The 13,672-nt window shown below is 41.0% G+C and carries 12 protein-coding genes; 3 read left to right on the plus strand and 9 right to left on the minus strand.

Annotation, left to right across the window (positions count from 1 at the left end):
• Positions 1 to 21 precede the first annotated feature (21 nt).
• Positions 22 to 921, plus strand: coding sequence for a UTP--glucose-1-phosphate uridylyltransferase GalU (gene galU, locus HT701_RS05625; protein WP_050392047.1), 900 nt, complete (start codon positions 22 to 24; stop codon positions 919 to 921).
• Positions 922 to 1,081: 160 nt separating this feature from the next.
• Here the strand turns inward: galU and HT701_RS05630 are convergent, their stop codons facing one another.
• From HT701_RS05630 to pbp1b, 6 genes are all read right to left on the minus strand, one after another.
• Positions 1,082 to 1,756, minus strand: coding sequence for a rhomboid family intramembrane serine protease (locus tag HT701_RS05630; protein ID WP_054392634.1), 675 nt, complete (start codon positions 1,754 to 1,756; stop codon positions 1,082 to 1,084).
• On the minus strand, positions 1,740 to 2,279 hold the full coding sequence (locus tag HT701_RS05635; protein WP_000834335.1) for a 5-formyltetrahydrofolate cyclo-ligase: 540 nt from the start codon (positions 2,277 to 2,279) through the stop codon (positions 1,740 to 1,742). Before HT701_RS05635 ends, HT701_RS05630 begins: the two co-directional genes overlap by 17 nt.
• 11 nt (positions 2,280 to 2,290) lie before the next feature.
• Positions 2,291 to 3,421, minus strand: coding sequence for an N-acetyldiaminopimelate deacetylase (locus HT701_RS05640; RefSeq protein WP_023933685.1), 1,131 nt, complete (start codon positions 3,419 to 3,421; stop codon positions 2,291 to 2,293).
• A 66-nt stretch (positions 3,422 to 3,487) separates the two neighbouring features.
• Positions 3,488 to 4,186, minus strand: a complete 699-nt coding sequence (gene dapD / locus HT701_RS05645) for a 2,3,4,5-tetrahydropyridine-2,6-dicarboxylate N-acetyltransferase (RefSeq protein WP_000127477.1) — start codon at positions 4,184 to 4,186, stop codon at positions 3,488 to 3,490.
• A 230-nt stretch (positions 4,187 to 4,416) separates the two neighbouring features.
• Entirely contained in the window at positions 4,417 to 5,328 is a 912-nt protein-coding gene (locus HT701_RS05650; RefSeq protein ID WP_054388467.1) for a DMT family transporter, read from the minus strand.
• 64 nt (positions 5,329 to 5,392) lie between these two features.
• The gene (gene pbp1b / locus HT701_RS05655) at positions 5,393 to 7,858 is read right to left on the minus strand and encodes a penicillin-binding protein PBP1B (RefSeq protein ID WP_054388468.1); all 2,466 of its coding nucleotides are present in this window, start codon (positions 7,856 to 7,858) and stop codon (positions 5,393 to 5,395) included.
• A 141-nt stretch (positions 7,859 to 7,999) separates the two neighbouring features.
• Between pbp1b and tyrS the strand changes: the two genes are divergently transcribed.
• On the plus strand, positions 8,000 to 9,256 hold the full coding sequence (gene tyrS / locus HT701_RS05660; protein ID WP_000546884.1) for a tyrosine--tRNA ligase: 1,257 nt from the start codon (positions 8,000 to 8,002) through the stop codon (positions 9,254 to 9,256).
• A gap of 77 nt (positions 9,257 to 9,333) precedes the next feature.
• Here the strand turns inward: tyrS and HT701_RS05665 are convergent, their stop codons facing one another.
• Both HT701_RS05665 and HT701_RS05670 read right to left on the minus strand, forming a co-directional pair.
• Complete coding sequence (locus HT701_RS05665; protein WP_119919434.1) at positions 9,334 to 11,394, minus strand: heavy metal translocating P-type ATPase; 2,061 nt, start codon at positions 11,392 to 11,394, stop codon at positions 9,334 to 9,336.
• A gap of 1 nt (position 11,395) precedes the next feature.
• A complete protein-coding gene (locus HT701_RS05670) occupies positions 11,396 to 11,674 on the minus strand; it encodes a DUF6110 family protein (protein ID WP_000910903.1) in 279 nt (92 codons plus the stop codon).
• 150 nt (positions 11,675 to 11,824) lie between these two features.
• Between HT701_RS05670 and HT701_RS05675 the strand changes: the two genes are divergently transcribed.
• Positions 11,825 to 12,673: a putative RNA methyltransferase gene (locus HT701_RS05675; RefSeq protein ID WP_001024685.1), complete on the plus strand. Its 849-nt coding sequence runs from the start codon at positions 11,825 to 11,827 to the stop codon at positions 12,671 to 12,673.
• 352 nt (positions 12,674 to 13,025) lie between these two features.
• Here the strand turns inward: HT701_RS05675 and HT701_RS11865 are convergent, their stop codons facing one another.
• A complete protein-coding gene (locus tag HT701_RS11865; protein WP_000265678.1) occupies positions 13,026 to 13,232 on the minus strand; it encodes a hypothetical protein in 207 nt (68 codons plus the stop codon).
• Positions 13,233 to 13,672 lie beyond the last annotated feature (440 nt).

Here is a 13,672-nt window from a genome sequence, read left to right on the forward strand (position 1 = left end):
CCCTCTAGAGAAAGGATTCTTATGGCACTGAAAGTTAGAAAAGCAGTCATTCCTGCCGCTGGACTAGGAACTCGATTTTTACCAGCAACCAAGGCCCTTGCTAAAGAAATGTTGCCAATTGTAGACAAACCAACTATCCAGTTTATCGTGGAAGAAGCTCTCAAATCAGGTATTGAAGATATTCTGGTTGTCACTGGTAAATCAAAACGTTCTATTGAGGACCACTTTGATTCAAACTTTGAATTGGAATATAATCTCAAAGAAAAAGGGAAAACAGATCTGTTAAAATTAGTAGATGAAGCAACTGGTATGCGCCTTCATTTCATCCGCCAAACTCACCCTCGTGGTCTTGGAGACGCTGTCTTACAAGCCAAAGCTTTTGTGGGGAATGAGCCCTTCGTTGTTATGCTGGGTGATGACCTTATGGACATCACAGACGAGAATGCCGTTCCTTTGACAAAACAACTGATGAATGATTACGAAAAGACACACGCATCAACCATTGCTGTCATGCCCGTACCACACGAAGATGTTTCATCATATGGAGTTATCGCTCCTCAAGGTGAAGGGATTAATGGTCTCTACAGTGTCGAAACTTTCGTTGAAAAACCAGCTCCCGAAGATGCACCAAGTGATTTAGCAATTATCGGTCGTTATCTTCTCACACCAGAAATTTTCGACATCCTCGAAAAGCAAGCTCCTGGTGCGGGAAATGAAATCCAGCTTACCGACGCTATTGATACCCTTAATAAAACACAACGTGTTTTCGCCCGTGAATTTACAGGAGCTCGTTACGACGTTGGGGATAAGTTTGGATTTATGAAAACATCTATTGACTACGCCCTCAAACATCCACAAGTCAAAGATGACTTAAAAGATTACCTCATCCAACTGGGAAAAGAATTGGCTGAGAAGGAATAATACTCTTCGAAAATCTCTTCAAACCACGTTAGCTTCACCTTGCCGTACTCAAGTATAGCCTGCGGTTAGCTTCCTAGTTTGCTCTTTGATTTTCATTGAGTATAAAATAAAAAAAGATAAGGTTCAAAAAATGCCTTATCTTTTTTCATTCCACAAATTTTCATCCCATTCCCTTGTAGAGAAGTAAGACTGCGAGTCCTACGAACAAGACTAACGCTACCAGTCTCTGACTAGCACTATACATCCGTCTTTCTCCTCTAACTGGAAAGATAATTGCTAGAAATGCGCCACCAACTGCACCTCCGATATGGCCTGCTAGGCTGATTCCTGGAATCAGAACACTTCCAATAATGTTAATCACAAAAAGTGTCAGATAAGACTGTCCTAGCTGTTGGATATAAGGATTACGAGTTGCATAGCGAAGAATGATAATCGCGGCAAATACACCATAAAGAGAGGTGGATGCACCTGCTGCTAAGGATTTGGGACTAAATACAAAAACAAAGAGATTGCCCATCATTCCTGATAAAAGATAGAGAAAGAAAAACTGCTTAGAACCGAAAATCTCCTCTACCTGCCTTCCAAGATAATAAAGTGAAAGCATATTAACAATGAAATGCTCCCACCCAATATGAACAAAAATAGCCGAAAAGAGACGCCAAATTTGCTCGGGAAAGAGGCGAATGGCAGGCCCATACATGGCTCCAAATCGAAATAGAGTATCCGCCCTGTCAAAGTTTCCTCCTGTAGTTACCAACATTAGTAGAAATACCACGGCCGTCACTAAAAGAAAGAAACTCGTCACAGGGTAACGCCTATCAAAGATTTCCTTCATCAATCAAAACCTCCTGAACAGGAATATCATGGTTTTCAGGGATAAAGTCCTGAACTTGATAATGATAAACCGTACTCAAAGTATGACCAGTAAACTGTTCCAGATAGCGGTCATAATAACCTCCGCCATAGCCAATCCGATAGCCTTCCATCGTAAAAGCCAGCCCTGGGACATGAATCAAATCAATCTGAGAGGCATCTACCACTTCCAAATTTCCCTGTGGTTCCAGTAAGCCAAAGGAAGTTTTGACCAGTTGTTGCAGATCATAGACCACAAAGTCCATGCGCCCCTTGGAATAGGTTTTGGGTATCAGAACCTTCTTGCCGTCCCTCAGCGCCTGCTCAATCAATCCCTGCGTTTGAAATTCGTGCGGAAAAGAGAGATAGGTTGCGATGACCTTGGCTTCTTGGTAGAAGGGATGGTGTAAAAGCCGCTCGGTTAAAGCTTGCTCTATAGCCTGTTTTTGCTCTTGAGATATAGCCTTCATTTCTTGCAAGACTTGCTTGCGTAGTTCCGATTTCATAGACAACCCCTCTACTCTGCTGCCTTCTTTTTCAGGAAACTAGAGACCGCATCCACCCCAATAGCTAATGCTTCTTCCTTAGGAGCCATCTGAGGGTGATGAAGGGCGTAGGGACTATCGATACCCAGCCAAAACATCACGCCATCAACCTTTGAAAGGAGATAACCAAAGTCCTCGCCTGTCATAGCAGGCTCGATATCAATCAACTCAATTCCGTCTTTCTCTTCAAAAAAGTCCATTAGTTCACGCGCCAAGGCTGGATGGTTCTCAACAGGTAGGTATCCACCTTGTTTGAGTTCCACTTCGACTTCCATATCAAAGGCAGCTGCAACTCCTTCTGCAACTGTTTTGACCCGCTTTTGTACCAAGAGACTCATGTCCTGAGTCAAGGCCCGAATAGTTCCATGCAAAAAGGCTGTATCTGTGATAACATTGTTGGTTGTTCCAGCTTGGAAAACTCCAAAGGTCACCACCGCTCCCTCGATTGGGTTGACATTGCGGCTGACAACTGACTGCACCTGGGTCACAAAGTAACTAGTTGCCACCAAGGCGTCATTAGCTTCATGTGGAAAGGCTGCGTGTCCTCCTTTTCCTTTGAAACGGATCTTCACCTCGCAAGTTCCTGCAAAGAGTGTATGAGTATTGGTCGCAATCTGACCAACCTTCAAATCTGGTCGAACATGAAGCCCATAAAACTGGTCTGGCAACCAGTCTCCAAAAGCACCATCCTCATACATGAGCATGCCACCAGCTTCATTTTCTTCAGCAGGCTGAAACAGGAAGAGTAGATTATTTTTAGGTTGTTCCTCAAGGGCGCGCTCGAGACAGCCTAAGGCAATAGTCATGTGGAAATCATGGCCACAAGCGTGCATGCGACCTTGATGCTGAGAAGCAAAAGGAAGTCCTGTTTGTTCAACGATAGGCAGACCATCAATATCCGTCCGCCAACCAATAGTACGCTCTGGCTGACTTCCCTGCAAGTAAACCAAAATACCTGTCCGCCAAGTACGAACTTGAACAAACTCCTTGCCCGCAGTCAATTTCTCAATCACATCCAGCAAATAAGCATGAGTTTTGATCTCCTCCAAGCCAATCTCTGGAATCTGGTGCAAATCTCGTCTAATCTGAATCAAATCTAACATCTATCTATCCTCCCATATAGCAGAAAGAGGCTGGAAAAGGGTTCCGCCTCTATTTTTCTTTTACAATTACAAGGTACGAAGCGCATCTTCTAGCGCTGTTTTTTGTTGAGTTTGGGCATCAATCTCTTTGATAATTCGAGCTGGAACACCTGCTACTACTACATTTTCTGGAACATCTTGGGTAACGATAGCTCCTGCTGCGACAACTGAACCACTACCGATTTGGACTCCTTCGATAACCACTGCATTGGCACCGATAAGAACATTGTCTCCAACACGGACTGGTTCTGCGCTAGCTGGCTCAATCACACCTGCTAAAACTGCACCTGCACCAACGTGGCTGTTTTTCCCAACGATGGCACGGCCACCAAGGATAGCCCCCATGTCAATCATGGTTCCTGCACCGATTTCAGCACCGATATTGATAACAGCTCCCATCATGATAACAGCATTGTCACCAATTTCTACCTGGTCACGGATAATAGCGCCTGGCTCGATACGAGCGTTGATAGCACGTTTATCTAGCAAAGGAACTGCAGAATTGCGAGCATCTTGCTCAACAACATAGTCTTGATTTTCTACCAAACCATTGAGAAGCGGAGCCACGTCCTTCCAGTCTCCAAATAAAACATTCCCTAGTCTAACAACCGAGCTAGGTACAGCAGTTGCGAGTTGTCCCTCAAAAGTTACTTTCACACTGGTTTTCTTCTCAGCATTAGCGATAAATTGGATAATTTCTTGAGCATTCATTTTTGTAGCAGTCATAAAAAAACCTCTCATTCTTTATAATGATAACTATTCTACCAAAAAAAGCCTCAAATTTGAAGCCTTTTTGTCTGTTTTTAGGTATGATTTTTTAGGGATGTGAGATAAAACGTGCTGTCGGTAAAAGCAAACCCCTACCGATACAACCTAAAAACACTCTTCACAACTATCTCCCCGTGTTTTATTGACTATTCTAGTATAGCACACTTTTAGAATTAAGAAAAGACTTTTTATCTACTTTCTTTCGCTTCTTCTATAGACAAAAATATCATGGGTAAAATAATCAAGGCCATAGCTAGAAGGAGTGACCAATCCACTACCAGGCCTAAGAACAAAACACTCAAGAGAGCAGAAGAGAGAGGTTCACTGGCACTGATAACGGAAACCACCAAAGGAGAAACCAAGGACACCGCCTTCATGGAAATAAAAAAAGCAAAAGCCGTCCCAAAGAAAGCGATAATGAGACAAATCAAGATACTCCAAATATCAAGAGTAAAGGAAAGCTGATGCACTGGCGAGAGAACATTGCTAAATAAACCTGCCAAAATCATCCCCCACCCAACCGTGGGTACAAAACCATAGCGCTTCGCAAAAGGCTGGGGCAAGATAACATTAAACATAACACCCATAGCACTCAGTAATCCCGTCACAAGGGCTAGTGGTGTCATGGATAACTGAGAGAGATCTCCCTTTGTCGCCATCAAGCAAACACCCAGCATGGCAACCAAAACATAGAAAACAGCGCTTTTTGACGCTCGTTTTTGATAAACCAAGCGATTGTAAAAGAGGATAAAGACAGGGCTAATAAACTGTAAAATAGTTGCTGTCGTAGCATTTGAGTATTCTACACAGAGATAGAAAAAATACTGAACTGAAAAAATCCCCAAAATAGCATAGGCTAAAAAGGGCAGGTAATTTTTCTTGTCTCGCCAAATATCTAGCACTTGCGATTTTAATTGTATTGCAGACCAAATGAGTACAAGACTCCCTGCCAGTGTCAAACGCATAGAGGTAATCCAGCCCGAAGACACCTGATAATGAGTAAAGAAGTACTCTCCTAAAATTCCACAGATTCCCCATATTAAGCCGGATAGGAGCGAATAAATTTTTCCGTTAACAATCTTTTTCTGATACTGATTCATACCCTTATTGTAACACGAAAGGAAAAAAGTGGCAATCCATTGATTGGCCACTTCATTTAGAGAATTATCGTCTCGCCCTTGAAGAAGAAGGTCGTGTAGTAGTTGAGTTACTGCTATCGCTAGAACTACTACTTGAGCTGCTGGAGCTTGATGGAGTTGGTAGACTCCCCACGATGCTAGACCAAGCATTCTGATAATCCGCATCACTTCCACCAATAGCAAAGCGATAACTAGTCGTTGGCGCTCCTGTCTTATTAGCCCAATAGCTGGTAACAGTCGAACCTGTAACATCTACCTCTTTTCCTTCGACAGAAACCTTCCCTGGTTTTTGACCTGTTGATTTCAAGACTTCCGATTTCACTACACTAGGATCTAAAGTAAAGCGCTCGTTCCCCCAAATGCTTGGTGAGGCTTGCTGAATCGCATTTACCAGATGAGCCATGTAATTAGAGTTATTGGAATAACCTGCTCTACGTGACAATGAATGATTATCATCATGCCCAATCCAGCCACCTAGGGTTAATCTAGGTGTCGAAAGCATGAGCCACATATTTTCGTCTTGGTTGGTTGTACCAGTCTTCCCAATCCAATCTGCATTAGCCAGAGTAGGATTTAAAACAGTCAGATTCGTCTTGAAGGTTGTTGTCACACGAGAGGATAGAACTTCTCGCAGCAAGCCCTGCATAATTGTCGCAGTAGCTTTTGAATAGACTTGAACTGGTTTATCCTGATACTCATACACCACTCTACCATCTGCTGCTTCAATTTTAGAAATCACATGTTTCTGATGATAAACTCCGTTATTAGCTAGGGTCTGATAGCCATTAGTATGCTGGGCAACTGTGACTTCAATACCACCACCCATTGGCAGGCTCTCAATACCGTACTCAGGAATCTCGTAACCCATCTTTTCCATATAACCCTTGACATCAACACCCTTTTCACGGAGCATACGATAGGTCCAGTAAGCAGGGATATTCCATGAATAGTTCAGAGCTTCTCCCAAGGTCATCATTCCTGTTCCCTTGCTATTAGCATACATAATCGGATTACCATTAGCAAAGTTTGTTGGATAGTTAGATAGAATCGTTTCGCTTCCCATCAAGCCCTGATCAATAGCAATACCGTAGGCCAGCAAAGGCTTGGTAGTAGAAGCTGGTGAGCGTTTGGTATCAAAGGCATGATTATTTTGATTTTCTTGATAATTACGACCACCTACAAAGCCTAGAATAGCACCTGTTTGGTTGTCCATCAAGACATTCCCTACTTCTACACGACCTGTTCCATCGTCTAAAAGATAGCCATAGTCAGCAACCGCATTTTGCATGGCAGAATGAATTTTCTGGTCTATGGTAGTAGTAATCTTATAACCACCATTTTCAATTTCCTTGGCTGCCAAATCACGATAAAACTTCTGAGTTGCCTCATTTTTCAATTCCTTAGTGGAGACATTGTCTCTCTGAGCTAGATAGTCATACATACGTTCTTGAGCTTCTGCCAAAGTTGTAAAGTATAAATAGTCTCGTGAAATTCCTGTGACCGTGCCCGAGGGTAAAAAGTCCTGTTTAAGGTCATAATCCTTGTACTGAGAATACTCGTCCTTGCTTAAGGCACCTGTACGATACATACTGTAAAGAACTGCCTTAGCCCGTCTTAAGCCAATTTCTAGGTCTTCATCACTCTTCAACTCCCCAGTATTTTCATAAGGAGAGTAAGTAATGGGACTCTGTGGAAGTCCTGCTAAAAATGCTGCTTGAGGAACAGTCAACTGACTGGCATCGACACCGAAAATCCCCTCAGCCGCCTGCTGAGCTCCTGCAATATTCTGCCCCTTATTATTTCGGCCAAAGGGAGCCACATTGAGATAGGTCGTTAAAATCTCATCTTTATTCATGGCGCGTTCCAAGGCAAGAGCATCCACAATCTCTGTCGCCTTACGAGCCAAGGTCGGCGCATCCCCAACCACCTGCTGTTTAATCAGTTGCTGGGTCAAGGTTGAACCCCCACTAGAGGAACCCAAACCTACAAATTTCCCCAAGGTCGCACGAATCACCGCCTTGGGTACTACACCCTTATGTTCTTTAAAGTGTTCGTCTTCCGTCGCAATGATAGCCTTCTTCAGATTTTCCGAAATTTGCTCAGATGAGATAGAAGTGCGCAACAAATCACTCTCTATGGAAGCAATCACCGTCCCATCCGCATAGGTAATCTCTGAAATAGAAGAGATGTCCTTGACCTGATGTACCAATTCTTCTGTCTGAGGCACCCGAACCTTGTCAAATAAGGCCACTCCGTACCCCAAAGCAATCCCAGCTCCCAACATTCCTCCTAGAAAACCGAGTACAAAGAGTAAGTTAAATAAGGCTTTTATACTCAGTAAAATAGCTGGAAAAACGGCTGACTTATCTAAGGTTTTAGATTTTTTGGTACTTGAACCTTTCTTGCCAGGTCTAGCTGATTTTTTATGTTTTTGTTTTTGCTGGAAAAATTCCAGCATTTTTCGTTTTAATTCATTTAATTGATTTTGCATGGACTTCCTCACTCTATCTATTATACCACAAAAGGGAAACTTTCAATAAAATAGCCACTTTCTTCCCTATTCTGCTAGGCTATTGCCCAAGTTTGTGATACAATAGGTAGAAACAATAATTTTAAAAAGGAGAAAAGACACATGCACATTTTTGATGAGCTAAAAGAGCGTGGTTTGATTTTTCAAACGACTGATGAAGAAGCTTTGCGTAAAGCCCTAGAAGAAGGTCAAGTTTCTTATTATACTGGCTACGATCCAACTGCTGACAGCCTTCACCTAGGCCATCTTGTCGCAATCTTGACAAGTCGTCGCTTGCAACTAGCAGGTCACAAACCTTATGCGCTCGTTGGCGGTGCTACAGGTCTCATCGGAGATCCGTCCTTCAAAGATGCTGAACGTAGTCTCCAAACAAAAGACACAGTAGATGGCTGGGTCAAGTCTATCCAAGGACAACTTTCTCGTTTTCTTGACTTTGAAAATGGGGAAAACAAGGCTGTCATGGTCAACAACTACGACTGGTTTGGCAGCATCAGCTTCATTGACTTCCTCCGTGATATTGGAAAATACTTCACTGTCAACTACATGATGAGTAAGGAGTCTGTGAAAAAACGGATTGAAACAGGGATTTCTTACACTGAGTTCGCTTACCAAATCATGCAAGGGTACGACTTCTTCGTCCTTAACCAAGACCATAATGTCACTCTTCAAATCGGTGGTTCTGACCAGTGGGGAAATATGACAGCTGGTACCGAATTGCTTCGTCGTAAAGCTGACAAGACTGGACACGTTATCACAGTTCCGCTTATCACAGATGCAACTGGTAAGAAGTTTGGTAAATCAGAAGGAAACGCAGTCTGGCTCAATCCTGAAAAGACCTCTCCATACGAAATGTACCAATTCTGGATGAATGTTATGGACGCTGACGCTGTTCGCTTCTTGAAGATCTTTACTTTCTTGTCACTTGATGAGATTGAAGACATTCGTAAACAATTTGAAGCAGCGCCACACGAACGCTTGGCTCAAAAAGTCTTGGCTCGTGAAGTCGTTACACTTGTTCACGGCGAAGAAGCCTACAAAGAAGCCCTCAACATCACTGAGCAGCTCTTTGCAGGAAACATCAAAAACCTTTCTGTTAAAGAACTTAAACAAGGACTTCGTGGTGTGCCAAACTACCAAGTTCAAGCAGACGAAAACCACAATATCGTGGAACTGCTCGTGTCATCTGGTGTGGTTAACTCAAAACGCCAAGCCCGTGAAGATGTCCAAAACGGAGCTATCTACGTCAACGGCGACCGTATCCAAGACCTTGACTATGTCTTGAGTGACGCAGATAAGTTAGAGAATGAACTGACTGTTATCCGTCGTGGAAAGAAAAAATACTTTGTATTAACTTACTAAATTGTTCAACATTTACCTATAAAAAAAGGAGTTACCCTCGAGAAAGGTAACTCCTTTTTGCTGTTAATAGTCCCCACCTATCCCTTAATAGACAGGCTACGCAGTACAATACGTAAGGTTGTTAGATTATGTAAGATAGAAAGATTTGAAGGACTGAGCCAATTAAACAAGCCAAAGCCAATCAAACTACTATTTACGACAACGGTATCTTGAATATTCTTCTTGATGAGTGTTTGCAAAGATGATGATAGCCAATCCAACTCTTGGAAGAAATCCAAACGATTATCTAACAATAAGATATCACTCATCTGCTTAGAAATATCTGCACTCTCATTCATCACCACACCGATATCTGATAGGGTTAGAGCCGCTGAGTCATTCAATCCATCTCCAACCATCAAAATAGTGTGACCTGCTTTCTGTAGTTCCTCTACTAACTCAAATTTTCCATCAGGTTTCAAGTCTGTATAGACCTGATCAAAGGGCAAATCTTTGACTAATGCCTCTGTTCTAACCAAGGTGTCCCCTGTTGCCAGAATCAATTTTTTCCCTTGTGCCTTAAGTTTCTCCAAGGCTGCTTTTGCTTCTTTTCTCAAAGGAGTATGAATGCAGAACATTCCAATCAATTCATTCTGGTAGGCTAAGAATAAGAGATTGTAGTGACTCTTGTACTCTTCAATTAAAGCATTTTGTTCTGAACTGATATGAATTTGCTCATCCTGCATCAAGACATAATTTCCAATAAGAACTGGTTGACCATCGATATGGGACTTAATTCCCTTGCTTGCGATATATTGGAGTTTCCCATGCATTTCCTCATGTTCAATCCCCTCTATCTCAGCTTGCTTGACGATGGCATTAGCAATAGGATGATAAATGTGTTCCTCAAGACAGGCACTGATTCTGAGAATATCTTCCTCACTATAGTCTCCAAAAGGTAACACCTTTTCAACTATAGGATAACTAGTTGTGATTGTTCCTGTCTTATCAAACAAGAAAGTATCAACTTCCAGATATTTCTCCAGAACATCTCCATCCTTAATTACCATCTCACGATTCAACCCCTCCTTAATAGCTGTCAAATAAGCTACAGGAGTAGAGATTTTCAAAGCGCAGGAGAAATCGACTAATAGGAAAGAAATAGCCTTAGAAAAAGAACCTGTCAATAGGTAAGTTAGCCCAGCCCCCAAGAAATTATATTTGACGACCTTGTCCGCCATCTTGATAAAATAGCGTTGTTTCGTTTTCTTGTTTTCTTCAGATTTCTTCATCAACTCAATCAGTTGTAAAACCCGGCTGTTCATCTGATTATCGGTTACACGAATACGTAACTCTCCAGTTTCTAATACTGTATTTGCATAAACCAAATCAGACTCTCTTTTTTCAACTGGAAAACTCTCTCCCGTCAAGGAACTTTCGTTGACCATACCTAAACCTGAAACTACTTGTCCATCAAACAGAATTTCATTTCCTTGAGATAGGACCAAGACATCTCCGATTTGAACATCGGAACTCTTGATACTAACAACCGTATCGCCCTGCACTAAGAATACATCGCTCTCTTTTGAAAGAAGACTCTGTTCTAAATCTGTTGCAGTTTTTTTCAAGGACCACTGATCTAAATGATTCCCCAAATCAAGCATAAACATGATATTGCTAGCTGTCTTGGATTGGTTCATAAACAAGGACAATAAAATCGCCGAACAGTCCAAGACTTCCATCGTTAGTTCCTTACGCGCTAGTGTTTGATAGGCTTCTCTAATATAACCCAAAGCCTGATAACAAGTCCATATATAGCGAATAGGATACGGCACAAAACTACGAAAAAGTACACGCTTAATCGCTGCACCTGAAACAATAGAATAAGCACTCTCTTCTCTACGAATGGGAAGAGTCATCAACTCAGAAACTTTCCCTTTATCAATTCTTTTTAAAAAGGCTTCTGCATTATCTAATACAGAAAAGCCTTCTTTTATACGTAGAGTAAAGTGCTGTTGATCCATGTAAAACTGGATAGACTCAATCCCCTTTTCATCTCTCGCCAAGGAACGAAGATAGTCTTGAATATCCAAGGTGAGTGAAAAAGAAGATGATAGTCGGATATGTTGGTATCCTCTATGTAGCACTTTAAAAGACATATTATTCTCCTATAAGGCTATCTAATTGCTCTTCTTTTTTCTCTTGCTCGTACAAATATTTGGCATCTTGCAAGACATCGTCTCCATGTTGCTTCACAACAGAAACAGATGCATCTAGCTCGTCCTTCAATTTGTAAGCCTTAGCCAAGGCTTTAGAATAACCTTTTTTAGCTTCCTTACTTGCTAAGATTTTCAAACCAAGGGTACCAAATGCGACACCACCCAAAAAGAGTGATGATTTTTTCGCAACTTTTGCAACGCTTAATACTTCTTTTAACATACTTATTTCCTCCTAGATATTATTATATAGCAATTTAGATATAAAAGCAATTTAATTTTGGCACTTTGAAAAGTAATGATACTACTATTTAATTCTATTACAAATCATCCTAAAGTTGCTTTCATTTACCTCTTTTGATACACTTAAACTATGAATATAAACCTCAAACCTAAACTCCAGCGTTTTGCTTCTGCGGCTGCCTTTGCCTGTCCTATCTGCCAAGAAAATCTGACTCTGGTAGAGAGCAGTCTCAAATGCTGCAACCGTCATTCTTTTGACTTGGCGAAATTTGGCTATGTCAATCTAGCACCTCAAATCAAGCAATCTGCTAACTATGACAAGGAAAATTTTCAAAACCGTCAACAAATCCTAGAAGTCGGCTTTTACCAAGCTATCTTAGATGCTGTATCTGACTTGCTTGCAAGCTCAAAAACAACCACAACAATTTTGGATATCGGTTGTGGTGAAGGATTCTATTCTCGCAAACTACAAGAAAGTCACTCTGAAAAAACTTTCTATGCCTTTGACATCTCCAAAGATTCAGTCCAAATCGCTGCTAAAAGTGAACCCAACTGGGCAGTCAATTGGTTCGTTGGTGACTTGGCTCGTCTTCCTATAAAAGACACCAGCATGGATATCCTACTAGATATCTTTTCACCTGCCAACTATGGAGAATTTCGTCGCGTTTTATCCAAAGACGGTATCTTGATCAAGGTTATCCCAACTGAAAATCACCTCAAGGAAATCCGTCAGAAGGTACAAGACCAGCTGACAAACAAGGACTATTCCAACCAAAATATCAAAAATCATTTCCAAGAACACTTTACCATCCTATCTAACCAAACTGCCTCTCTGACTAAGACTATCACAGTAGAACAACTCCAAGCCCTACTCAGTATGACTCCTCTCCTCTTTCACGTTGACCAGAGCAAGATTGACTGGAGCCAACTGACAGAGATTACTATTGAGGCTGAGATTCTGGTTGGGAAAGCATTCTAAACTAGACTTCCCAAAGGTATAAAACTTACCGAAAATCTTCAATATTACAAAAACGCATAAGAACAGGTACTCAAACCTTAATCTTATGCGTTTTGTTATGCAAAAATCACTGGAGTTTCCATACATATTAAGTGGAAATAGTTGAAATCAGTTCTTTTAATAACCATTGAATACCATATAGTACATTTACCCCAAATATGATATAGGCCGTATAAATCAAGTATTTCGATTTTTCCCGTCTCAAAGAATAAATCTTGTACAAAATAGATAAATTTAAAATAATAAATAATAGAGACAAAATCTTCCTCCAAAATCAATATTAAAAGTAGCCAGTCAGGCATATACCTCATATTTATTTTCGATTCGAGATAACAAACTTATCAATAAATAGCAAGTGATATAAGGCAAGTACAGACCCCCAGAAACTACCTCGAAGAGAGATTTCTTGATGATTGAGAGGAAACAAATCATGGTTACCTATATAGAGGCAGGTCAAAATAACAAATAAAATCCAAAATAAATCCGTCCATTTATATTTTGAAAAATATTTTTTCCACATAAAAACACCTTCTTTCCTACAATTATATTATAATACTTTATGTAAGCGAATACAAGGGGTATAAGGCTGAAGACAGTAAAAACCAGCATTTAAAGCCTTCACTGTATCTATAATTTCTCTATTTTTAGACAGGATTGACTAAAATCCACAACATTTAAAAAAGCGAATTTCAATTGAAACTCGCTTTTTTACAAAATGTATTAGTATAAATCTTGTATCTTATACTCAATGAAAATCAAAGAGCAAACTAGGAAGCTAGCCGCAGGTTGCTCAAAGCACAGCTTTGAGGTTGCAGATAAAGCTGACATGGTTTGAAGAGATTTTCGAAGAGTATTAGTTCAAGTGCCAGATATCTTCGTTATACTGAGCGATTGTACGGTCAGATGAGAAGAATCCTGCTTTAGAAATGTTAACGATAACTTTATCCAACCATGCGTCAC

Source organism: Streptococcus sp. 10824, assembly GCF_013276595.1.
Classification (GTDB): Bacteria; Bacillota; Bacilli; order Lactobacillales; family Streptococcaceae; genus Streptococcus; species Streptococcus pseudopneumoniae.